This window comes from Nocardia sp. NPDC050713, assembly GCF_040654315.1.
Classification (GTDB): domain Bacteria; phylum Actinomycetota; class Actinomycetes; order Mycobacteriales; family Mycobacteriaceae; genus Nocardia.
The window spans coordinates 393,686-414,591 of record NZ_JBFAHS010000001.1; the positions used below are offsets into that span (position 1 = coordinate 393,686).

The 20,906-nt window shown below is 67.5% G+C and carries 25 protein-coding genes; 7 read left to right on the forward strand and 18 right to left on the reverse strand.

All coding sequences use genetic code 11. The annotated features are described in order from the left end of the window. Positions 1–81 precede the first annotated feature (81 nt). The 6 genes from rplO to rpsH are packed head-to-tail and all read right to left on the reverse strand — an operon-like array spanning position 82 to position 2,750. Positions 82–525, reverse strand: coding sequence for a 50S ribosomal protein L15 (gene rplO, locus AB0H49_RS01390; RefSeq protein ID WP_067833562.1), 444 nt, complete (start codon positions 523–525; stop codon positions 82–84). A gap of 1 nt (position 526) precedes the next feature. Continuing rightward, positions 527–706 (reverse strand): 50S ribosomal protein L30, encoded by a 180-nt coding sequence (gene rpmD, locus AB0H49_RS01395; protein WP_014349110.1) that lies wholly within the window; start codon positions 704–706, stop codon positions 527–529. A 2-nt stretch (positions 707–708) separates the two neighbouring features. Beyond that, positions 709–1,356, reverse strand: coding sequence for a 30S ribosomal protein S5 (gene rpsE, locus AB0H49_RS01400; protein WP_067785204.1), 648 nt, complete (start codon positions 1,354–1,356; stop codon positions 709–711). Between the two features lie 31 nt (positions 1,357–1,387). Continuing rightward, positions 1,388–1,795: a 50S ribosomal protein L18 gene (rplR, locus tag AB0H49_RS01405; RefSeq protein ID WP_355000145.1), complete on the reverse strand. Its 408-nt coding sequence runs from the start codon at positions 1,793–1,795 to the stop codon at positions 1,388–1,390. Between the two features lie 2 nt (positions 1,796–1,797). Beyond that, positions 1,798–2,337: a 50S ribosomal protein L6 gene (rplF, locus tag AB0H49_RS01410; protein ID WP_141807368.1), complete on the reverse strand. Its 540-nt coding sequence runs from the start codon at positions 2,335–2,337 to the stop codon at positions 1,798–1,800. Between the two features lie 14 nt (positions 2,338–2,351). Then, the gene (gene rpsH / locus AB0H49_RS01415) at positions 2,352–2,750 is read right to left on the reverse strand and encodes a 30S ribosomal protein S8 (RefSeq protein WP_067785212.1); all 399 of its coding nucleotides are present in this window, start codon (positions 2,748–2,750) and stop codon (positions 2,352–2,354) included. A 591-nt stretch (positions 2,751–3,341) separates the two neighbouring features. Between rpsH and AB0H49_RS01420 the strand changes: the two genes are divergently transcribed. Together AB0H49_RS01420 and AB0H49_RS01425 are read left to right on the forward strand one after the other, a co-directional pair. Further along, complete coding sequence (locus AB0H49_RS01420; protein ID WP_357245902.1) at positions 3,342–3,740, forward strand: DUF6545 domain-containing protein; 399 nt, start codon at positions 3,342–3,344, stop codon at positions 3,738–3,740. Positions 3,741–3,750: 10 nt separating this feature from the next. Further along, positions 3,751–5,163 (forward strand): cytochrome P450, encoded by a 1,413-nt coding sequence (locus tag AB0H49_RS01425; RefSeq protein WP_357245905.1) that lies wholly within the window; start codon positions 3,751–3,753, stop codon positions 5,161–5,163. A 144-nt stretch (positions 5,164–5,307) separates the two neighbouring features. On the opposite strand, the gene AB0H49_RS01430 is transcribed toward AB0H49_RS01425, so the two are convergent. The 7 genes from AB0H49_RS01430 to rplN form a co-directional block, all read right to left on the reverse strand. After that, positions 5,308–5,961, reverse strand: coding sequence for a Uma2 family endonuclease (locus tag AB0H49_RS01430; protein WP_357245907.1), 654 nt, complete (start codon positions 5,959–5,961; stop codon positions 5,308–5,310). A 197-nt stretch (positions 5,962–6,158) separates the two neighbouring features. Continuing rightward, positions 6,159–6,398: a hypothetical protein gene (locus tag AB0H49_RS01435; RefSeq protein WP_357245910.1), complete on the reverse strand. Its 240-nt coding sequence runs from the start codon at positions 6,396–6,398 to the stop codon at positions 6,159–6,161. A gap of 168 nt (positions 6,399–6,566) precedes the next feature. Then, positions 6,567–7,847, reverse strand: coding sequence for a Fic family protein (locus AB0H49_RS01440; RefSeq protein ID WP_357245913.1), 1,281 nt, complete (start codon positions 7,845–7,847; stop codon positions 6,567–6,569). Positions 7,848–8,018: 171 nt separating this feature from the next. Beyond that, a complete protein-coding gene (locus tag AB0H49_RS01445; protein ID WP_014981705.1) occupies positions 8,019–8,204 on the reverse strand; it encodes a type Z 30S ribosomal protein S14 in 186 nt (61 codons plus the stop codon). Positions 8,205–8,207: 3 nt separating this feature from the next. Continuing rightward, positions 8,208–8,771, reverse strand: coding sequence for a 50S ribosomal protein L5 (rplE, locus tag AB0H49_RS01450; protein ID WP_067785237.1), 564 nt, complete (start codon positions 8,769–8,771; stop codon positions 8,208–8,210). Between the two features lies 1 nt (position 8,772). Next, positions 8,773–9,087, reverse strand: a complete 315-nt coding sequence (rplX, locus tag AB0H49_RS01455) for a 50S ribosomal protein L24 (protein ID WP_067785240.1) — start codon at positions 9,085–9,087, stop codon at positions 8,773–8,775. Between the two features lies 1 nt (position 9,088). After that, positions 9,089–9,457, reverse strand: a complete 369-nt coding sequence (rplN, locus tag AB0H49_RS01460) for a 50S ribosomal protein L14 (RefSeq protein ID WP_014981702.1) — start codon at positions 9,455–9,457, stop codon at positions 9,089–9,091. Between the two features lie 328 nt (positions 9,458–9,785). Here rplN and AB0H49_RS01465 point away from each other — a divergent pair, with 328 nt between their 5' ends. Then, a complete protein-coding gene (locus AB0H49_RS01465; protein ID WP_357245918.1) occupies positions 9,786–11,831 on the forward strand; it encodes a M13 family metallopeptidase in 2,046 nt (681 codons plus the stop codon). A gap of 40 nt (positions 11,832–11,871) precedes the next feature. On the opposite strand, the gene AB0H49_RS01470 is transcribed toward AB0H49_RS01465, so the two are convergent. Continuing rightward, a complete protein-coding gene (locus AB0H49_RS01470) occupies positions 11,872–12,843 on the reverse strand; it encodes a TetR/AcrR family transcriptional regulator C-terminal domain-containing protein (RefSeq protein ID WP_357245921.1) in 972 nt (323 codons plus the stop codon). A gap of 154 nt (positions 12,844–12,997) precedes the next feature. On the opposite strand from AB0H49_RS01470, the gene AB0H49_RS01475 reads away from it, so the two are divergent. Both AB0H49_RS01475 and AB0H49_RS01480 read left to right on the forward strand, forming a co-directional pair. Continuing rightward, positions 12,998–14,410 (forward strand): MFS transporter, encoded by a 1,413-nt coding sequence (locus AB0H49_RS01475; protein ID WP_357245924.1) that lies wholly within the window; start codon positions 12,998–13,000, stop codon positions 14,408–14,410. Further along, entirely contained in the window at positions 14,407–14,802 is a 396-nt protein-coding gene (locus tag AB0H49_RS01480; RefSeq protein WP_357245927.1) for a cupin domain-containing protein, read from the forward strand. Before AB0H49_RS01475 ends, AB0H49_RS01480 begins: the two co-directional genes overlap by 4 nt. Here the strand turns inward: AB0H49_RS01480 and AB0H49_RS01485 are convergent. Then, positions 14,792–15,880: a DUF6545 domain-containing protein gene (locus tag AB0H49_RS01485; RefSeq protein WP_355000152.1), complete on the reverse strand. Its 1,089-nt coding sequence runs from the start codon at positions 15,878–15,880 to the stop codon at positions 14,792–14,794. The two genes, AB0H49_RS01480 and AB0H49_RS01485, sit on opposite strands and share 11 nt — an antisense overlap. Before the next feature lie 51 nt (positions 15,881–15,931). Then, positions 15,932–16,093: a hypothetical protein gene (locus AB0H49_RS01490; RefSeq protein WP_357245930.1), complete on the reverse strand. Its 162-nt coding sequence runs from the start codon at positions 16,091–16,093 to the stop codon at positions 15,932–15,934. A gap of 237 nt (positions 16,094–16,330) precedes the next feature. Here AB0H49_RS01490 and AB0H49_RS01495 point away from each other — a divergent pair, with 237 nt between their 5' ends. Together AB0H49_RS01495 and AB0H49_RS01500 are read left to right on the forward strand one after the other, a co-directional pair. Next, positions 16,331–17,311: an ABC transporter substrate-binding protein gene (locus AB0H49_RS01495; RefSeq protein WP_355000154.1), complete on the forward strand. Its 981-nt coding sequence runs from the start codon at positions 16,331–16,333 to the stop codon at positions 17,309–17,311. A gap of 32 nt (positions 17,312–17,343) precedes the next feature. Beyond that, positions 17,344–18,726: a SagB family peptide dehydrogenase gene (locus AB0H49_RS01500; protein ID WP_355000155.1), complete on the forward strand. Its 1,383-nt coding sequence runs from the start codon at positions 17,344–17,346 to the stop codon at positions 18,724–18,726. Here the strand turns inward: AB0H49_RS01500 and AB0H49_RS01505 are convergent. Both AB0H49_RS01505 and AB0H49_RS01510 read right to left on the reverse strand, forming a co-directional pair. Continuing rightward, positions 18,695–19,765, reverse strand: a complete 1,071-nt coding sequence (locus AB0H49_RS01505) for an MAB_1171c family putative transporter (protein WP_357245934.1) — start codon at positions 19,763–19,765, stop codon at positions 18,695–18,697. The two genes, AB0H49_RS01500 and AB0H49_RS01505, sit on opposite strands and share 32 nt — an antisense overlap. Before the next feature lie 52 nt (positions 19,766–19,817). Continuing rightward, positions 19,818–20,873, reverse strand: coding sequence for a DUF6545 domain-containing protein (locus AB0H49_RS01510; RefSeq protein ID WP_357245937.1), 1,056 nt, complete (start codon positions 20,871–20,873; stop codon positions 19,818–19,820). Positions 20,874–20,906 lie beyond the last annotated feature (33 nt).

Sequence of the window (20,906 nt, forward strand, 5' to 3'; positions counted from 1 at the left end):
TTGGCAGACAACAATTGAACTCTAACAGTGGCACCGGACGAGCTCGTCACTCGTCCGGTGCCACTGCTTGTCAGAGTACCGTCAGCCCAGCTCGGTGACAGTGCCACCGGCGGCGGTGATCTTCTCCTTGGCGGCGCCGGTCACCTTGTCGACGGTCACCTGGACCGCGACGCCGATCTCGCCATCGCCGAGAACCTTGACCAGCTGGTTCTTGCGGACAGCGCCCGCGGCGACCAGCTCGGCCTTGCCGATCTCCCCGCCCTGCGGGAACAGCTCGGCGATCTTGCCGACGTTCACGACCTGGTACTCGGTACGGAACCGGTTCGTGAAGCCCTTGAGCTTGGGCAGCCGCATGTGCAGCGGCATCTGCCCACCCTCGAAGGCGGCGGGGACGTTCTTGCGAGCCTTGGTGCCCTTGGTACCACGGCCCGCGGTCTTGCCCTTGGAGCCCTCACCGCGACCCACACGGGTCTTCTCGGTCTTGGCGCCGGGAGCCGGACGCAGGTGGTGCAACTTGATGGTCATGTCAGACCTCCTCAACTGTCACGAGGTGGCGCACGACGTTGATCAGCCCGCGGTTCTGGGCGTTGTCCTCACGCACGACGGACTTGCGAATGCCACGCAGACCGAGGGTCCGCAGGCTGTCGCGCTGATTCTGCTTGGCGCCGATCGAACTCTTGATCTGGGTCACCTTGAGATCTGCCATTGTCAGGCTCCCTGTCCCGCACGCGCACGCAGCATGCCCGCCGGAGCGACGTCCTCGAGGGGCAGGCCACGACGGGCCGCGACCTCTTCCGGACGCTGCAGCTGCTTGAGCGCGGCAACCGTCGCGTGCACGACGTTGATCGCGTTGTCGCTACCGAGCGACTTGGCCAGAATGTCGTGAATGCCAGCGCATTCCAGCACGGCACGAGCCGCGCCACCGGCGATCACACCGGTACCGGGGGAAGCCGGGCGCAGCATGACCACGCCGGCCGCCGCCTCACCCTGAACCGGGTGGGTGATGGTCGAGCCGATCATCGGGACGCGGAAGAAGCCCTTGCGAGCCTCCTCGACACCCTTCTGGATGGCCGCGGGAACTTCCTTGGCCTTGCCGTAGCCGACGCCGACCAGACCGTTGCCGTCACCCACGATCACGAGGGCGGTGAAGCTGAAGCGACGACCACCCTTCACGACCTTGGAGACGCGATTGATCGCGACGACGCGCTCGAGCTGGTTCTTCTCGGCCGCGTTGTCCCGACGGTCGCCGCCACCGCGACGATCGCCACCGCGACGATCGCCGCGGCCGCCCTCGGGGTTGCTGCCATTCTGTCCGGCGGGTCCGTTTCCGCCGTCACGCCGCTGACGTCCCGGCATCAGACGTTCCTTCCGTTCGCAATCTTCATCATCAGAACTTCAACCCGCCTTCGCGAGCGGCATCGGCCAGAGCGGCGATGCGGCCGTGGTAGTCGTGGCCGCCACGGTCGAACACGACGGCCTCGACACCGGCAGCCTTGGCACGGGCGGCGATCAGCTCGCCGACCTTCTTGCCCTTGGCGGTCTTGTCGCCTTCCACCGCGCGCACGTCGGCCTCGATCGAGGACGCGGCGGCGATGGTCTTGCCGAGCGAGTCGTCGATGAGCTGCGCGTGCAGGTGGCGCGAGGAGCGGTTGACCACCAGGCGCGGACGCTCGGTGGTACCGGCGACCTTCTTGCGCAGGCGGAAATGACGACGCGTCTTCGACAGACGACGCTGGGTCGAGGAGTCCTTGCCCAGCGGGATGCGCTTGGCCTTCTGGTTTTCGGTTTGCGCCATGATCACTTACCCGTCTTTCCGACCTTGCGGCGAACGACCTCGCCTGCGTAGCGGATGCCCTTGCCCTTGTACGGGTCGGGCTTGCGCAGGCCGTGGATGACCGCCGAAATCTGGCCGACCTTCTGCTTGTCGATTCCGGACACGGAGAACTTGGTGGGCGATTCCACCGCGAAGGTGATGCCCTCGGGAGCCTCGACGGGCACCGGGTGGCTGTAGCCGAGCGCGAACTCGAGGTTCGAGCCCTTGGCCTGCACGCGGTAACCGACGCCGAAGATTTCCATCTTCTTCTCGTAGCCCTTGGTCACGCCCTCGATCATGTTCGAGATCAGCGTACGGGTCAGGCCGTGCAGCGAGCGGTTGCGGCGCTCGTCGTTCGGGCGGACGACCTCGAGCTGGCCGTCTTCGCCGCGGGCGACGGTGATCGGCTCGGCGACCACGTGCGACAGGGTGCCCTTGGGACCCTTCACCGACACGTTCTGGCCGTCGATGTTCACCTCGACACCGGACGGGATTGCGATGGGCTTCTTACCAATGCGCGACATTGTCCTGACCTCCCTTACCAGACGTAAGCGAGGACTTCGCCGCCCACGCCGCTCTGTGCCGCCTGCTTGTCGGTCAGCAGACCCTGCGACGTGGAGATGATCGCCACGCCGAGGCCGCCCAGGACCTTGGGCAGGTTGGTGGATTTCGCGTACACACGCAGACCGGGCTTGGAGACGCGGCGCACGCCGGCGAGGCTGCGCTCACGGCTCGGGCCGTACTTGAGGTCGACGATGAGCGTCTTGCCCACCTGCGCGTCCTCGGTCCGGTAGTCGGCGATGTAACCCTCGCGCTTGAGGATCTCGGCGATGTTCGCCTTGAGCTTCGAGTGCGGAGCCTTCACCTGATCGTGGTACGCCGAGTTGGCGTTGCGCAGACGGGTCAGGAAGTCTGCGATCGGATCAGTCATGGTCATAGTTCGACCTCGACACCTTTCTCGCTGCGGTTCCCATACAGCACCCGCGCACTCGAGAGCGCGCCGATGGTGGGCCTACAACAATTCGGCTGGTCCGGTCGGCAACTGCCGACCGGCGGGGTACGTATCGCCCGGATCGGTACACATGCGGACATGGGGGTGCCCAGGCAACCGCTCTAGTGTAGGCAATGGGCTGACCAGGACAAAATCGGGGTCGGAGACCCGTCACGGCACCGGCCGTGCGGACCCCGTCGAACTCGACAGCCCCCGCGGCGGCGCCCGCGCGGGCCATCCCGGCTCACCGCAGTCCGGCAACCGCCGCACCACCGAGGCCGGCGACGTGCGGCGCACGGCCGACAGCCCGAACGGCGACCGATACGAGTTGCCCAATCCCGCGGATGCCGCAGCCTCTTCCACGATCCAGCAGCCGTCGACACGTACCTCGATCGCGAAGTCGGTACACTCACGACAGTCCCAGATGCATTGGCGCTCAACGGCACTCAGGGCGTCGCGTACCACAGGCCGAAGATCGTTCTCGACGAACCACTTCGCGCGCCCGTGGACCGCGACACTCCAGGTACCGAGGACTGATTGCACCGCCGCCAGCTTCGAGGCGCCGCATTTGACGATGAGGTCAGCGCTGCGAGCAGCGGTCGGCGTTCGAACGTGAGCCCCGCAGTCCGGCTCCATCGCATGACAATGGAGATCCGCGACAGCCTGCTGCACCTGCGCCGCTATGTCAGCCTCGATGCTGCCGACTACCAGGATCCGCAGGTCTATACCAGCCGCATCGCCGAGGCCATCGCCGCGAAGACGGCCGGACGACCACCCGTAGACAGCACCGCGAAACCCAAGAACCAAGCGCAACCCGGAGTCCGGGACCTCAATGCCGAGCTTCACGAACTGCTCGCGCTCGCCCACGCCTGGCCGCAGGTACGCGGCCTGATCACCACCCACGGCCAACGGCGCGACACGTCGCAGGCCCGATAGGAGCTTCCCAATGGCGATTCGCACGCCCTCGACCACCGAGTCCAGACTTCCGCTTCCGCATCCGCGGTGGCGGTTGCCGGTGATCGGCGACCTGCTCACCACCGACCCGATCAAGCCCACCCAGATGTCGATGCGTGACGCGCAGGCGCTCGGGCCCATCTTCGAGCGCCGGATCATGGACTGGCCCATGATCGTTGTGTCCGGGGCTGACCTGATCGCCGAGATCAACGACGAGAAGAACTGGACCAAGCACGTCGGGGTGCTGTTCAAGAAGATCCGGCCCGTCGCCCGCGACGGCCTGTTCACCGCGTACAACAGTGAGCCGAACTGGCAGAAGGCCCACAACATCCTCGCCCCCTCCTTCACCAAGGAGGCCATGATCGGCTACCACGACACGATGAACACGGTGGCCGCAGATCTGATCGCCTACTGGGGTTCGCGCCGAGGTCGGTGGGTCGACGTCGCAGAGGACATGAACCGCTTCACCCTCGAGGTCATCAGCAAGTGCGGGTTCGACTTCACCTTCGACTCGTTCACCCGCGAGAAGACCCACCCGTTCGTCGCGACCATGCTGCGGGGGCTGCGGTACATCAATAGCAACGCCAACCTCCCCCCGATCATCCAGAAGACCATCGGCCGTAGCGCCACCGCACAGCACGAACGCGACATCGCCTACGTCCACAAGGTCGTCGACGAGATCATCGCCACGCGCAAGTCCAGCGGCACCGTCGGCGAGCACGGTGACCTGCTCGACCGCATGCTCACGGTCCCGGATCCCGAGAGCGGCGAGAACCTCGACGACCTCAACATCCGCAACCAGATCCTGACCTTCCTCGTGGCAGGCCACGAGACCAGCGCGGGCGTGCTCGCCTTCGCGCTCTACGAGATCGCCCGCAACCCCGGGATCGCCGCGAAGGCACGCGCGGAGTTGGCCGAGCGATTCCCCGGCCAGAGTCACCTGACCATCGCGTTCGACGACGTCGCGAAACTGCGGTACATCCGGCGCATCGTCGATGAGACGCTGCGGCTGTGGCCGGTCGCACCGGGATATTTCCGGGAAGCCCGCCACGATGTGGTCATCGGCGACGGCCGCTACCACTTCAAGGCCGGCGACTGGGTTCTAGTCCTCACGCTCCAAGCCCACCGAGACAAGGCGGTGTGGGGCGAGGACGCCGAGGAATTCGACCCGGACCGCTGGCTACCCGGCCGTCAGCGCGACCAGCGCGCCTACAAACCCTTCGGCACCGGACTCCGCGCCTGCATCGGCCGCCAGTTCGCCTATCACGAAGTGATGCTCGCCCTGGCCCACCTCCTGCACGAATTCGATTTCGAGCACGATCCCGGCTACAAGCTCGACATCAAGGAGCAGATCACCCTCGAGCCTTCGGGATTCGAGCTGCGCCTATCGCCTCGCGCCAGCTGAACCCGCGCCCTCGCCGTGGGCGAGAGTTCAGAGTCCGACCCCCGGCTCGCCGCAGCGACCGCCTCCTGTCGAGTCGGGCGGCGGGGCACCGGGCGGCGGAAATCCGAGGGTCGCGTGTCGTTGTCCGGACTGGCGAGGCAGCGTTCAGAATTCGAGCTCATCCCAGGGGATATGGATAGGGAATGGTGCGTCGAGATCGATTCCGTGCGACTTCCCAGCCATCCATTTGTCGATCAGGAGGTAATTGGCTGGGTGCAGGGGCCGTACGCCCGGCGGAAGTTGTCCATGGGTGGTCTCCAGCGCATAGGCATGGACATAGCGGATCGCGCTGCGCTCACGTTCCAGCGCAACTTCCCAGTACCAGGGAATCCCCGCCTTGGCATAGCGCGCCTTCTTGTCCTCGATGTCGGTCTGCGTATTCGATGGTGAGAGGATTTCGCCGACGATGAGCACATCCGCCGCGCGAATGTCCTGATACGGAACCTCGGGGCACCGGTACACCAGGAAGTCGGGGGTGACGAAGTCGGATTTTCCGGTATTTCCGAAGAACACGTTGGTTTCGAAATCGGCGCGCCAGCAGTCCTGCGGCCGCTGTGTCCTGACTTCGCGCGTGCATCGTTTGAGAGCGCTCGTCATGGCGAAGGTGAACGCCTGATGCTCGGCTGGCCCCCGCCGCAGCCACACAACCCGCCCTTCCCACAGCTCGATCTGCCCGGCGATCTCGTCGGGTAGCTGCTCGAGCTCCTCCCACGTCATGTACTCGGGCAGGTCCGGACGCTCGATCTGCGGACTCGGCATAAGCGCCATCGTAATCCAGCGGGCGAGTAGCGAACTGCGCTAGCGAGAGACGACGATGCAAACCAATCGGCCGAATCGGCCACAGTTCCCCATCCACATCCCCTGGTCCGAACTCGAATTCTGAGCCACCGCCATGGCATCGAACGCGCGAAGCGCGGACTCCGGGAGTCCGCGCTTTCGCCTCACGTGGCCGACGCTCAGCGGCAAGCAGGGTTCGGGTGCTGCTGCGTGCTGCCCCACGGACCACACATCAGCAGCTCGAGCAGACCCAGCGGGAGGTCGAGGGCCGCGGAGCCGGTGCCCGAGGAACCGGAATCGGCGACCGGTGCGGCCTGCGGCGCCAACGGAGCCGGGGCCGCCATCGCGGGCGCGGCACCCGCGCCAAGAATGGCCACGGACGCGGCGGCGACAACGAATTTTGTTGCGAGATGGTTCATTTCATCCTCCATGTGATGGTCCACACGGAAGATCGGCAATCAGAAACGTTCGTTACTACAAATCGAGATAGCGCCCCGATCCGAAGCTGTTCTTAACATTGCCCGGGTAACGAAGCCCCAGACCGCGAGTTCACCACCGGGCTCCCGACATCACCATGAGGCGGAAGGTCAGCGGGAGGGACGGCGGGGCACCGGGCGATTCGGATCCGATGTCCGCGTGTCACCGTCCGGGCTGGCGAGGCGTCGTTCGAGAGCCGTGAAAGCGGTGATCGCTTCTGGTGACTCGAAGGCTCGGTTGCGGCGGCCGATGCTGAGCTGGCGGAGGATTCCGGCTTCCGTCAAGCGCTCGACGGCGGCGTTCGCGGCGGGGAAGCTGCGTCCGATGAGGGTGGCCGCGGTGGAGACGGTGAGGATCGGGGCGCCGATGAGCTTGCCGAGGAGCAGGTCGAGTGCGGAGTTCGCCCGCACTGGCGCCACTCGTTCCCGCCATGAGCGCTCGAGATCGGCGGCTGTGACTTCGAACGCCGTCGCGTCCTCGGCCGCGCGAGTGCATGCCGCGGCGAAGCGCCCCACCCAGGTGTTCAGATCGTCGGTGGCTTGCGCTGAGTCCGCAGAACCTATGTACCGGAAGCGATTCAGGCCCTCGATATAACTGTCGCTCCAGGTGGCAAGCACCAGCGACACCGGCGCGACGACGCGTTCGGCGACGCCGCGACGGCGCAGTACGAGATGGATCAGCGCTCGCCCGGTGCGGCCGTTGCCGTCGATGAACGGGTGGATCGTCTCGAACTGGGCGTGCGCGATCGCGGCTTGTGCGACGGCAGGCAGGTCATCGCTGTTGCAGAAGTCGATCAGGTCATTCATCAGCTCGGGCACGTATTCCGGCGGTGGAGGGACGAAAGCCGCCGAGAAGGGGTTGAAGGAGCTGCCGCCGATCCAGTTCTGCACTTCACGCAGGCATCCACCGTGCTGTGCCAGTTTGGTGCCTGCCAGGAGGCGACGATGGACCTCGAGCAAAATGTCCTCGCTGATCGACTCGCCGCGACCGACTGCACTGGTCGCCACCGCCATCGCGTCGATATTCGCAAGCACCTCGATGGCAGTCACATCCGAGGACTCGCCCTCCAACTGTCGCGCTGCCTCCGCGCGCAAGAGCCGCCGCGCACCGATTTCCAGCCCCTCGATCCGCGACGATGCGACAGCTTCGGCACGCAGCAGCAACCGAGACAGTGCTTCGGTCTCGGCTAGCGCTTTCGCCTCGGTGTCGAGTCGGGCGATGGCGACCTCGGCATCGACGACGTCGGCGACGGTCTCGCTGGTCAGGACGATGGAACGACCGGCAAGCGGGTCGGGCAGGTACGCCTGGTACGTGCCGGAGCCGCGGTCTCTCCGTGACAGACCGCCGCCGTCCAGGTTTCCGGCCCACTGCCGCTGCACAAGCTTTGCCATGACTCCTCCTTATTAAAGGTTAGCAGTCAAGCTTTAATAAAGAGCGCGGTGGCTATCGCTTTGACAAGGAGTGCGGTCGCGCCCTCCGGACGCACGAGGGCACGGACTCGACCGAGTCCGTGCCCTGGTGGGGTATTCGGTTGTGCGTGCGCGCTCACGAGGAGCGCGGGCTCACCAGGAGCTCTTGTGCACGCCCGGCAGCTCGCCGCGGTGCGCCATTTCGCGCAGGCACACGCGGCACAGGCCGAACTTGCGGTAGACGGCGTGCGGGCGGCCGCAACGCTGGCAGCGGGTGTAGGCGCGCACCGCGAACTTCGGCTTGGCGTTGGCCTTGTTGACCAGTGCTTTCTTAGCCATGGCTCAGTTCTCCTTGAACGGGAAGCCGAGGTGCTTCAGCAGGGCACGGCCTTCTTCGTTGTTGGTCGCCGTGGTGACCACGGTGATGTCCATACCGCGCGGGCGGTCGATCTTGTCCACGTCGATCTCGTGGAACATCGACTGCTCGCTCAGACCGAACGTGTAGTTGCCGTTGCCGTCGAACTGCTTCGGCGACAGGCCGCGGAAGTCGCGGATACGGGGCAGCGCGATGGAGACCAGGCGGTCCAGGAACTCCCACATGCGGTCGCCGCGCAGGGTGACCTTCGCGCCGATCGGCATGCCCTCACGCAGCTTGAACTGCGCGATGGACTTGGTCGCCTTGCGGATCTGCGGCTTCTGACCGGTGATCAGGGCCAGGTCCTCGACGGCGCCGTTGATCAGCTTGGCGTCGCGGGCGGCGTCGCCGACACCCATGTTCACGACGACCTTGACCACGCCCGGGATCTGCATCACGTTGGCGTAGTTGAACTCGCTGTTCAGCGCGTCCTTGATCTCGGCGCGGTAGCGCTGCTTCAGACGCGGCTGGGTCTTCTCAGAGGTGGTCATGTCAGATGTCCTTCCCGTTCTTACGGGAGATCCGGACCCGCTTGCCGTTCTCGTCGGTCCGGTAGCCGATGCGGGTCGGCTTGCCGTCGGAGTCGACGACCATCACGTTCGACACGTGGATGGGAGCTTCCTGGGTCACGATGCCGCCCGAGGAGGCGCCGCGCTGGGTGGCAGAGTTCGCGACGTGCTTCTTGATCCGGTTCACGCCCTCGACGAGGACCTTGTTGGTCGCCGGGTAGGCCTGGATGACCTTGCCCTTGGCGCCCTTGTCCTTACCCGAGACGACGAGCACGGTGTCGCCCTTGTGCACCTTCATGTCAGAGCACCTCCGGAGCCAGCGAGACGATCTTCATGAACTTCTTGTCGCGCAGCTCGCGGCCGACCGGGCCGAAGATGCGGGTGCCGCGCGGATCGTTGTCCGCCTTGATGAGCACGGCGGCGTTCTCGTCGAACTTGATGTAGGAACCGTCCGGACGACGACGCTCCTTGACGGTGCGCACGACGACGGCCTTCACCACGTCACCACGCTTGACGTTGCCGCCGGGGATGGCGTCCTTCACGGTGGCGACGATGATGTCGCCGATACCGGCATAGCGACGCGACGAACCACCGAGAACGCGGATGCAGAGGATTTCCTTCGCACCCGTGTTGTCGGCGACGCGCAGTCGCGACTCCTGCTGAATCACTTCAGCCTCCTTGACCTGGACGTATACGCACGCCGGATTGCCGACCCGACGGGCATGGTCGTGTCACCACCCGAACGCGCGCCTGCCAGCGGTTTCGTACGGTCTGAGCAAGAACTCGGAGCCACCACTGGGGGTTCGCGGCCAGGATGCGGGCACAGCTCCCGCAGGCAACCGGTCTAGTGTAGGGGAATCCCCAGGTCGTTCCCAAATCGGGGCCGCTCGGCGAGGAATCCGTGCCCGCGACCCGCCGCGCCGGTAGCCTCGGCCGAACGAACGTCGCCATCGATCACAACGTGCGGGCGTGGACCGCATCGGGGAGAGGATTCACGTGACATCAACCGGTCGTCGGGTCCAGCTGGACCGTCGCGCCTTCCTGGTCGCGCTCGGCGTCGCCGCTCCCGCCGCGGCGCTGCTGGCGTCCTGTTCGAACGACGGCAACGCGAACACCGTACAGCTGACCGGTGTCGACATGGGCGGCGCCGACCCGCTGATCCGGCCGCAGGACGACCTGTACCGGCACGTCAACGGCGCGTGGCTGCGCGACTACCAGCTACCGCCGGACAAGTCCGAGGTCGGTGCGATCAGCGAGGCGGTCGACCGCACCACCGAACAGCTGCGCGCCATCATCGAGCGCATCGAGAACCCGGAGCCCGGTTCCGAGGCGCAGCAGATCCGGGATCTGTACGACGCCCGGCTCGACCTGGAGCAGATCGAGCGGCTCGGCATGAGCCCGCTGGCGGACCTCTTCGCGAAGATCGACGGCGCGGCGACCAAATCCGAGCTGGCCAAGGTGATGGCCGAGCTGCCGATCGGCGGCCTGATCGGTATCAACATCGGCACCGATCGCAAGGATTCCAACGCCTACATCGCCACCATATGGCAGTCCGGCCTGACGCTCGGCGAACAGGAATACCGCAAGCCCGAGTTCGCCGCCAGGATCGCGGGCTACAAGCTCTACCTGGAGAAGATGGCCGAGGGCGCTGGGTTCCCTGATCCGGCGGGGCTGGCCCAGCGGGTGCTCGACCTGGAGACCAGGATCGCGGCGGCCCACTGGGACCGCGTGCGCGCGCGCGACACCGACGCCACCTACAACCTGCTGAGCTGGAACGAAATGACCGCTCTAGCACCGCAATTCGACTGGGACCAGTGGATGACGGGCAACACCGACCGGCCTCGATCGCTGTTCGAGAAGATCGTTGTCGGCCAACCGTCGTTCGTCACCGCGGCCGGGCAGCTGTGGGCCGAGGTGGATATCGCGCAGTGGCGGGAGTACCTGCGCGTGCACGTCACCCACGCCTACGCGCGCTTCCTGCCCAAGGCCATCGCCGACGCGCGGTTCGACTTCGTCGGGAAGGTGCTCGGCGGGCTGGAGGAGCGGCCGGAGTTGTGGAAGTCGGCGGTGGGCGTGGTCGACGACTATCTCGGCGAGCAGCTCGGCAAGCTGTACGTGGACGAGCACTTCCCGCCGGAGGCGAAGCGGCGCGCGCAGGAGATGGTCGACGACCTGATGGCCGCCTACCGGAACGACTTCACCAATTCGGCCTGGATGTCGCAGCCCACCCGGGAGGCCGCGCTGGCCAAGCTCGCCAAGATCACGGTCAAGATCGGCTATCCGGACAAGTGGGTCGACTATTCGGAGCTGAAGATCACCAGGGGCAAGCTGATCGAATCGCTGCGCGCGGTCAACGTCTTCGAGTCGAAGCGTGCCTTCGAGCGCCTCGGCACCCCGGTCGACAAGGCCGAGTGGGCGATGTCGCCGCAGACGGTGAACGCCTACTACTCCCCCACCAACAACGAGATCGCCTTTCCCGCCGCGTATTTGCAGCCGCCGAACTTCGACAAGGATGCGACCGCCGCGGTGAACTACGGCGCGGTCGGCGCCACCATCGGCCACGAGATCGGGCACGGATTCGACGATCAGGGCGCCAAGTACGACGGCGACGGCAACCGCCGCGACTGGTGGACCCCGGAGGATCTGGCCGCGTTCAAGACCAAGACCGATCAGGCCATCGCGCAGTACGACGGTCTGGTGCCCGAGGGTATGGACCCCAAATACAAGGTGGACGGCAAGCTGACGGTCGGCGAGAACCTGGCCGACCTGCGCGGCCTGCAGATCGCACTGGCCGCCTACCGGATCGCCGCGGAACGCGAGGGCGTCGCGCCCGACTACCGCGAGATGTTCTTCTCGCACGCGCGCACCTGGCGGGAGAAGCAGACCGAGGAGGCCGCCATCTCCCGTCTTCAGGACACGCACGCCCCCAACGAATTCCGCTGCAACCAGGTGGTGCGCAACATCGCGGAGTTCTACACCACCTTCGAGGTGAAGGAAGGCGACGAGCTGTTCCTGCCGCCGGACCAGCGGGTCAGCCTCTAGGACGCAACGGCATTCGGCCGGAGGTTTGCCGTCGACGGCTTCAGCGCGGGTCCGATCGTGGCGCGAGTAAGCCGTCGACGAGGGCGCGCAGGCCGTCGGCGTAGGTGTCGGTGGCGCTGAGGGCGGCCCACCGTGGGCCGAGTTCGGCCAAGCGCGGCAGTGTTTCGGGGTCGAGGTCGGCGAAGACCTGGTCGCGGAAGGTGGGCCGCTCGTCGGCCGCGCGCCGAACGGCGTTGCCACGGATGAGGATTTCGCCCGCGGTGTAGTGCCAGATGGCGCGGTAGGCGTGCGCCGCGCGGTCGAGGGACAGGCCCGCGTCGACGGCGGCGTCGATGATGTTCTCGCTGACCCACAGCGCCGACAGACCGAACAGATCGCCGCCGGTGAGCACCTCGACGATCCACGGCCGCGCGGCGAGCACGTCGTGCATCGCGGTGGCGGCGAGCAGGATTCGCTGTTTCGGATCGTCGGGTAGGTCCGGCCAGGTGACCTGGTCGGCGTAGTCGTTCAGCAGCATGCGCAGCAGGTCGTCCTTGTCGCGCACGTGGTGGTAGAGCGCCATCGGCGTGCAGCCGAGTTCGGTGGCGAGCCTGCGCATCGTCAGCTTCTCGACGCCCTCCGCGTCGAGCACCTTGTGCGCGGCGGCGACGATCTCCGCGCGGGAGATGCGCGCGGGTCGGCCGGTGCGGCGGTCCGAGGATGTCCGCTCACCAGACCGCGTCCGCGTGCCCGACCGCTCGTTGCCGGTCGACCGCGCACGCTCACCCAAGTCCTCGGCGGCGGCCGCCTGCGCACGCTCGCCCGACGGCTCGATGGCGGTTGCTTCCACCCGCTTGCCCGACCGCTCGCCGCCGGTCGCCTGCGCGCGCTCACCGGAGGACTCGATGGCGTCCGCCTGGGCAGGTTCGCCCAACCGCTCGACTCCGGCAGCCTGCGCACGCGCACCGGACGGCTTGCGTCGTGCCGCGGCGCGCGCTCCGGACGGTTCGCGCTGCGAAGACGAAGGGGGCATGCGTCCATCTTCGCCCACGGCGGCAGAACACGGGCCCGGGGTAAGCCGTGCGCCGAAGGCGTCGGCGCGGTGCGCCGTTCACGAAGGTATGGACAGAGATCCGCCGCGCGGTTAGTTTTTATACGTGTATAAAAACTCGAATCAGCGACCGAACATGGCGTTGACGGCGGTCGCCGTCGCGCAGTTCATGGTCGCGTTGGACATGGCGGTGGTGAATGTGGCGCTGCCCGCGATCCGGGCCGACCTCGGGTTCGCGCCGCTCGATCTGGCGTGGGTGGTGCACGTCTACGCGCTGACCTTCGGCGGTTTCCTGCTGCTGGGCGGCAAGGCCGCCGATGTGTTCGGGCGGCGCAGGCTCTTTCTCGGCGGGCTCGTCGTCTTCGGGATCGCCTCGCTGGCAGGTGGTTTCGCGCAGGCTCCGTGGGAATTGGTCGCGGCCCGGGCGATTCAGGGCGTCGCGGCCGCCGCCGTCGCACCCGCCGCACTCGCGACTCTCACCACCACCTTCGCCGAAGGGCCCGCCAGGGTTCGGGCGCTCGGCGTGTGGGGCGCGGTGAACGCGGCGGGCGGCGCGATGGGCGTGCTGGTCGGCGGGCTGCTCACCGAATACCTGAGCTGGCGCTGGGTGATGTTGATCAACGTGCCGATCGTGGTCATCGCCGTGGGCGCGGTGCTGGCGGGCGTCGCGGCCGACGCGGCCGGCGGTGCGGCGAAGCGGCTGGACATGGTCGGTGCGGTGCTGGCCACCGGCGGTGTCGGTCTGCTGGTGCTCGGCGTGATCGGTACCGAACGCCACGGCTGGCTCTCGGCGACCACCGGCGTGACACTGGCGGCCGCGGCGGTGGCGCTAGCCGCGTTCGTCGGCCGGGAAACGCGAGCGGCGGACCCGCTGCTGCGCATCGGGTTGTTCGCCAACCGCTGGGTCAGCGGTGCCAATCTATTCGTATTCCTCGCCAGCGCAGGGCAATTCGCGGCCTTCTACCTCACGTCGCTGTACCTCCAGCAGGTGCTCGGGATGAGCGCGGGCGCGGCGGGCGCGGCGTTCGTGCCGTTCTCGCTCGCGGTCGTCGCGGGCACGGTGGTGGCCACCAAGCTCGGTGCGCGTCGGTCACCGCGCGGCGCGCTGATCGCGGGCGGCGCGATCGCGGCGGTCGGCATCGGGTGGTTCGCGCTGATCAGTCCGGACGGCGGCTTCCTCGCCGATGTGCTCGGTCCGTCGCTGATCGGCGGGTTCGGGCTCGGGTTGTGCCTGGCGCCGGTGGCCGCGGCCGCGACGATGGGCGTCGCGCGGGCCGAGGCGGGGATGGCGTCCGGCGTGTTCAACAGCGCGCGGCAGCTCGGCGGCAGCATCGGTGTCGCCGCGCTGGCCACCCTCGCCGCCACCCGGACCGGCGAACGGATGGACCCGGTCGGCCTCAACGACGGGTACGCGCTCGGGCTGGCCGTGGCCGCCCTGCTCTTCGTCGCGGCGGCGGTCGTCGCGGCCTTCGCGCTACCCGCGGCCCGCCGATCTGCGAATCCACTGGAAACCGCACTCTCGGAAGAGCTTTCCGAGGCGAACCGATGAAGGGAATCTCTGTGACAACGATCGACCTGTTCACCCGCGCCCTCCAATTCCGCCCCGATGGCAGCGTCGGCGCGGGCCCTCGCCGCATGGCCGACGACTCCGGCGGCTGGCAGCTGGCGGCCTTCCACGTGGAGACCGACGCCGACGTCCACGCCGACCACTGGGAAATCCACCCGTCCAGCGCGGAGGCCGTCTGCTGCCTCTCCGGCGGATTCCGCCTCTACCTGCGCCCCGAGCGCCCCGGCGATCCCGAAACCATGATCCCGCTCTCCGCGGGCACCGCCTTCGTCGTTCCCCGAAACCGTTGGCACCGTATCGAACTCGACCAACCGTCGGACATCGTGTCCATCGGCCTGCGCGCCGAAACTCGCCAGGAACAGGTCACCCCGTGACCCGAACTCCCTCTTTCGGCCACGCCTTCGCGAGCCGGAGCAGTTCGGGCAGGCCCGTTGCGCGGTAGTCGGTCCCGAGTGCTTGGGCGGTGCCGGTGTGCGTGCCGTCGCGTGCGCGCGGCGGCACGCCGGAAGTCCTCGCCCGAACGGCGTGCGCGATTCGCCTGGCGTAGGCGTCCGTGCCCGGCTCGTCCGACGGCGCGGGCTCGTACGGGCGCAGGTGCATCAGCGCGTCCTGGATCTCGACCGTCATCCGATACAGCCGCGACATCGGCTCGCCGCGATGCGAATCGTCCGGCAGCAACACGATTTCCGGGACGGCCGCGGTGAGATCGCACCACAGCGGACGCAACCGCCTGCACGCGCGGCCGTCGCGATCGAGCCCGCTGCGCACCAGCACGGCGCTGAGCAGTGGGATCGCGATCAACGCCGTCACCACCGCAAGCATCACGAAAGTGGCTACCGCCCACGGCAAGCCGGGTTCGATGGTCCGCATGCCCGCGATGATGCGGAGCGCCCCGACGCCCGAGGCGAAGCAGCAGTACAGCCCGAAGGCGAGCAGAGCGAAGTACGCCCAACGCTCCCGCGCGGTCGGATCGGGTGTGCGCAGTTCCCGTACGCACGCCCTGGCGATCAGCGCTCCGCAACTGATGGCGACGAAACTGCCCGCCGTCCAGATCACCCGGTTCTGGGCGGCAGGGCTGCCCAGCGGCCAGCCGAGCAGATCGACCAGTGCCGGACCCAACAGGATGACCGCTCCCGTCGAGACACCGACCCTGTTGTACTGCCGCTGCCGGTATCGCAGCGTCGCGGAGTCCATACCGTCGAGCAGCCTGGCGAACCCGTACGCGTAGGCCAGCGTCATGGCGCCGATTCCGAGGAACAACCGCTCCCCCAGATCGCGCATGCCGAGCACGCTCGCGATCTCGTACAGCACGATCGCCGCCAGATCCCAGCTCAACGTCGCGTTGATCAGCCGATCGATCAGCAACTCGTTCACCAGGAACCAACGCCCCCCGACGATCGCGGCGAGGAACACGGACACCGCCACCACGACCGCGAGCGGCACAGTACTCACGCCAGCACCCTACGCCGCCAGCAGCATGGAGCGACCCGGCCGGTCTGTCTCCTAGCGAACCAGGTCGGCGAAGCCGATTTCACCGACGACGACGTGCTCCAGCTCGAGGAATCCTTCCCGGTGCAGCCGGTGCAACCGGTACTCCCCGGCGTGCGCGTCGAGACGGAATTCGCGTACCTCTTCGATCTCGTACTCGGTGTCGAGTAAAACCACCAGATACAGCGCGGGCGATGTTCTCCGGCAGCCGACGGTACTGCTCTTCGGTCATCTCGTGCGGCAGCCGCTCCGGCAGCTCCATGGTCATGGCAGCAGCGTACCGAGCCGAAGCGTCGGCATATCGCTATCCGACCTGGGGCGTAGGCGAGATATGGATAGGTTAGGCTTGGCTGACTTGTTCTGGTGGCTCGGGAGGGCCGGTCGAGGAGTTCCTCGGTGAAGGAGGGTTCAACGATGAGGTCTGTTCGGGCGTCCCGTGGCTGGGCGCGGGCGGCGGTGGCCGTGTTGGCCGGCGCCATGGCCCTCGGCGTCACCGCGTGTGGATCGTCGGGCGACGCGGCGGGTGGCGACGGCGAGTCGATCACCGTCAGCCACGTCAGGGGCGAGACCACCATCACCGGGGTCCCGGAGAAGATCGTCGTGCTCGGCAACCAGTGGCTCGACACCAGTATCGCGCTCGGCGTGACGCCCGCCGCCTACATCGACAACGTCGCCGTGCTCGGCAAGGGCGCGCCGCCGTGGCAGCCGAAGATGGGCGAGTCCGCGAAGCCGCTGAGCACCACCGGCAACCTGGCCGAACAGGTCGCCGCGCTGGAACCGGACCTGATCCTGGCCGACTCCTTCATCGCCGATCAGAAGAACTACGACGAGTTCTCCAAGGTCGCCCCGACCCTGCCCGGCCTGAGCAAGGAAATCATCACGCCCTGGCAGGATCTGGTGACCACGCTCGGCAAGGTGCTGCACAAGCAGGACGAAGCCACCAAGCTCATCGCGGGCGTCGACGACAAGATCGCGGGCATCACCACCGCCAACCCGGGCCTGAAGGGCAAGACCTTCGCGAGCACCTGGCTGGCCAGCATGACCCAGCTGATGGTGCTCAACGACCCGAACGACGGTTCGGCCAAGGTGTTCGCCCAGCTCGGCCTCGGCGTCCCGAAGAACCTCGCCGACCTGCCCGCCAACCAGGGCCGCGTCGCGCTGTCTCCGGAGCGCATCAACGAGCTCACCGCCGACCTGCTGCTCGCGGGCTACTCGGCCGGTATGGACGAGAAGTGGCGCCAGCTGCCCGGTTACGCGGAGCTGCCCGCGGTGAAGAAGGACTCCGTCGTCTTCCTCACCACGCAGGAGATCACCGCGGTGAACCAACCGACCGTGCTGTCCATCCCGTTCATCCTGGACAAGCTGTCGCCCGCGCTGGCCAACGCCGCGAAGTAAGCGAAGACGCGAGAAGTAAGAGGAGTTTCCCGGTGTCCGCCGTCATCTATCCCGACCAGACCCGGTTCGCCCTGCGCGACGGCGTCACCTGCGTGACCGTGCCGACGGGTGCGGTGCTGCTGAACCCGCCCAACAACCAGAAGCTCACCAACCTCGGCGCGGCCCAGGTGCAGGCACTGAAGACGCTGAACCAGGGCCCGTCGACACTCGGTGAGATGGCGGGCACCGGCGGCGGGGCCGACGTCGGCGAGCTTGTCGAGCGGCTGACCGACGGCGGCTGGCTGTCGGTCACCGTGCGCGACGGCGGCCGGGATCTCTACACGATCCGGCCGTTCGCCAACCCGCCCGCTCGGCCGAAGGCGGCGCTGCCCTGGTCGGCGACGCTGTCGAAATTCGCTGTGCTGCACCGCGACTCGCAGGGCTTCGTGCTGGAGCATCCGCTGGCCTGGTGCGATCTGCGCATCCACGACCCGCGCCTGCTCGCCCTGCTGGACGGGCCCGGCGCGGCCGATTCCACACTGCCCATCGCGATCAAGTCCCAGCTCGCCGACGACCTGCACTGGTGCGGTTTCCTGGTGGCCGATCCGGCGGCCGAGGAGCGCGAGTTCACCACCCGCAGCTGGAGCGCGCCGGACCTGTGGTTCCACCGCCGCAGCACGCTCGGCCCGCGCACCATCACCTGGGAGCACTTCGGCCCGACCAAGTGGGGCAAGCCGTCCTTCCCGCAGCCGCCCGCGCGCAAGCCGAACTACCCGGGCACCCCGGTCCCGCTGGCGAAGCCGGACCTGGACAAGCTGCGCATCGCCGACCCCAGTCTCACCGACGTGCTCGAAGACCGGGTCTCCTGCCGCGATTTCGACGACGCCGCGCCGATGACGATCGACCAGCTCGCCGAGCTGCTCTACCGCACCGCGCGCACCCGTTCGGTCCGGCAGGTCGCCGAGGGCGAGGAGCTCACCTCGCGCCCGTATCCGTCGGGCGGCAGTGTCTACGAGCTGGAGCTGTACCCGATCGTGCGCAACGTCGCGGGCCTGGAACCCGGGATGTACCACTACGATTCGTTCGACCACGTGCTGCGTCCCGTCGCTCCCGTCGACTCGCCCGCCGTGCAGAAGCTGATCCGCTCCACCTCGGCCACCCTGGTCGACGGCGGCGAACCGCAGCTGGTGCTGGCGATGGCCGCGCGCTCCGGGCGGGTCATGTGGACCTACGAGCAGGTCGCCTACGCGAGCATCCTCAAGCACGTCGGCGTGCTCATGCAGACGGTGTACCTCGCGGCCACCGCGATGGGTCTCGGCGCGTGCGCGCAGGGCTTCAGCGACACAGCCGCGTTCGTCTCCGCCGCGGGCGTGAACGAGCTGGAGGAGTGCAACGTCGGCAGCGTCATCGTCGGTTCGCCCGCGAAGGCCCGCTGATCACACCCGGCCAGGCCCTGGCCAGCTCGAGCAGGTAGCCGAGTTCGGCGTCCAAATCCTTTCCCGCGTAAGGAATCTCCCGCGCCGCCCCTTCCACGGACGGCGCGGCTCCGGCCGCCTTGGCGTCGACGGCTTGCGAGATCCGGCGCGCGTAGGCCGCGATACCAGGCTCACCAGAGCCGTCCCGCGGCATGTACATCCGCAGGTGCTGTAGCGCATCCCTGGTCTCGACCACCATGCGGTAGAGCCGCGAGTCCGGTTCAGTGATCCGTCCCGCCGCGGGACGCAGCACGACTTCCGGAACAGCGGCCGTGAGATCCCGCCAGAGCGGCTGCAAGGTGCGTAGCTCCCGCCCGGTGCGATCGAGTCCGCTGCGCGCGCCGAATGCTCGGGCCAGCGGAATGGCCGAGAGGATGGCGACGAACAGGTAGACCAGGCACGAGGCCACGGTCCACTGCGTCGGATAGGCGACGCCGTCGAGTACCGACGTCGCGGCGGCGAAAAGCGCTGCGGCGCACCAATAGGCGGCGGTAGCCAGCAGCGCCGAGTACGCGATCCGCTCCAGCCGCGAACGGGTGCGCGGCATTTCGCGCAGACACGCGCGCACGGTGCGCACCCCGGCCGCGGCCATCGGCAGTTGGAAGATCGCGACCCAGAGGGCGGTGCGCCACCACGTCGCGGGCGCGGCCAGACCGTCACCGAGCAGCAGTGATACCGCACCGCTCACCACGAGCACGTCGTAGGCCCACTGCCTGCGACGGACCAGCGCCGGGTCGGCGCCGTCGAACAGCTCGGCCAGCCCGTACACGCTGGCCAACGCCAGCGCACCGCAGACGAGGAAGACCTTGCTCGACCAACCGTCGGCGCCGAGATCGGTGTCCACGAGCGCCGAGAGCACGCACACCGCGCTGAAAGTCAACGCCCGGTTGATGAGCCGGTCGGCGCGCGTGTCGTTCACCAGCAGCCAGCGGCCGAGGGTGACGGATGCCTGCATCAGGAACACCGGCACCATCAACCACATCGGCGCCGCGCCGCTCACGCCGAACACCTACCCGGCACCGTGAACGCGCCTCTGTCGATCCGATGCCCGCTCACCACGCTGACGGCCGGACGACGTCCGTGCGAAGGGCGGGCCATGCGCGGGCCAGCTCGAGCAGCATCTGGAGTTCCACGGCACGCTGCCCTTCGCCGGGTCCGTCGCCGATGTCGGGCAAGGCTGTCCGCGCCATCGCGGGCGTGTTTCGGGCGAGCGCCCCGTCCAGGACGCGGGACGATTCCGTATCCAGTTTTCTGAGGTGCAGCAGCGCGTCCGAGATCTCGACCATCATGCGGTAACGCCGCGCGAGCGAGTCCGCCTGCGGCAGTGCCTGATCCAGAACCACTCCCGGTACCGCGGTCGTGAGGTCGAGCCACATCGGACGCAACCGACGGCAGTCGCGACCGGCCCTGTCCAATCCCAGTCGCTCGAGGACCACGTTGACCAGCGGGACGGCTAGGAGCACGGCATAGAGCAGCAGACTGACGAACGCGGCGACGCCACCCGCCGCGCGCGGTTCGGCGGGCGGTCTGCCCGCCACGATGTCGACCACCGCGACGACGGTCAGCACCCCGGAGGTGCAAGCGAGCAGCAGCAGACTTGTGTAGGTCAGTCTTTCCCGCACGGTGCCGACGAAGCCCCGCAGCTCGCGCACACACGCCCTGGCGATCAACACCACCGACACCGCGATCATGACGTCGGAGCCCACCCAGAGCACCGCGGACCAATCGACTATCCGATCGATGGAGAGCGCGCTGCCGATCGGCGACTCCGCGACGATCGCGACGCCCGATGCCGCTACGGCGACCGCATGGTAGGTCCGCAGTCTGCGCGGCGCTTTTTCGGTGTCGCCGCTGTCGAGCAGCCGAGCCAGCGCGTAGACGTTGGCCATGGCGAGCAATCCGCTGGTGATGAACGCCAGTGGCGCGAGTTCGGCGAATCCCAGCCATACCGCACCGCCGTACGCGAACACCCCGCTGACGCTCCAGGCCAGCGCACGGTTGAGCAACCGGTCGATCATGTTGTCGCGGAGCAGAATCCACCGTGCGCCGATGATCGCGGTCGTGACCACGAGAATCGGAACGAGGATCGAGGTGGAGGTCGAGGTCATCGCCACCGACCGTACCGCCTGGTCGGAGGCGCG

Excerpts from the sequence above, each read along its gene's own strand:
- rplO (WP_067833562.1), bottom strand. The coding sequence starts at position 525 with ATGACCATCAAGTTGCACCACCTGCGTCCGGCTCCCGGCGCCAAGACC.
- rpmD (WP_014349110.1), bottom strand. The coding sequence starts at position 706 with ATGGCAGATCTCAAGGTGACCCAGATCAAGAGTTCGATCGGCGCCAAG.
- rpsE (WP_067785204.1), bottom strand. The coding sequence starts at position 1,356 with ATGCCGGGACGTCAGCGGCGTGACGGCGGAAACGGACCCGCCGGACAG.
- rplR (WP_355000145.1), bottom strand. The coding sequence starts at position 1,795 with ATGGCGCAAACCGAAAACCAGAAGGCCAAGCGCATCCCGCTGGGCAAG.
- rplF (WP_141807368.1), bottom strand. The coding sequence starts at position 2,337 with ATGTCGCGCATTGGTAAGAAGCCCATCGCAATCCCGTCCGGTGTCGAG.
- rpsH (WP_067785212.1), bottom strand. The coding sequence starts at position 2,750 with ATGACCATGACTGATCCGATCGCAGACTTCCTGACCCGTCTGCGCAAC.
- AB0H49_RS01425 (WP_357245905.1), top strand. The coding sequence starts at position 3,751 with ATGGCGATTCGCACGCCCTCGACCACCGAGTCCAGACTTCCGCTTCCG.
- AB0H49_RS01430 (WP_357245907.1), bottom strand. The coding sequence starts at position 5,961 with ATGCCGAGTCCGCAGATCGAGCGTCCGGACCTGCCCGAGTACATGACG.
- AB0H49_RS01435 (WP_357245910.1), bottom strand. The coding sequence starts at position 6,398 with ATGAACCATCTCGCAACAAAATTCGTTGTCGCCGCCGCGTCCGTGGCC.
- AB0H49_RS01440 (WP_357245913.1), bottom strand. The coding sequence starts at position 7,847 with ATGGCAAAGCTTGTGCAGCGGCAGTGGGCCGGAAACCTGGACGGCGGC.
- AB0H49_RS01445 (WP_014981705.1), bottom strand. The coding sequence starts at position 8,204 with ATGGCTAAGAAAGCACTGGTCAACAAGGCCAACGCCAAGCCGAAGTTC.
- rplE (WP_067785237.1), bottom strand. The coding sequence starts at position 8,771 with ATGACCACCTCTGAGAAGACCCAGCCGCGTCTGAAGCAGCGCTACCGC.
- rplX (WP_067785240.1), bottom strand. The coding sequence starts at position 9,087 with ATGAAGGTGCACAAGGGCGACACCGTGCTCGTCGTCTCGGGTAAGGAC.
- AB0H49_RS01470 (WP_357245921.1), bottom strand. The coding sequence starts at position 12,843 with ATGCCCCCTTCGTCTTCGCAGCGCGAACCGTCCGGAGCGCGCGCCGCG.
- AB0H49_RS01475 (WP_357245924.1), top strand. The coding sequence starts at position 12,998 with ATGGCGTTGACGGCGGTCGCCGTCGCGCAGTTCATGGTCGCGTTGGAC.
- AB0H49_RS01480 (WP_357245927.1), top strand. The coding sequence starts at position 14,407 with ATGAAGGGAATCTCTGTGACAACGATCGACCTGTTCACCCGCGCCCTC.
- AB0H49_RS01495 (WP_355000154.1), top strand. The coding sequence starts at position 16,331 with ATGAGGTCTGTTCGGGCGTCCCGTGGCTGGGCGCGGGCGGCGGTGGCC.
- AB0H49_RS01510 (WP_357245937.1), bottom strand. The coding sequence starts at position 20,873 with ATGACCTCGACCTCCACCTCGATCCTCGTTCCGATTCTCGTGGTCACG.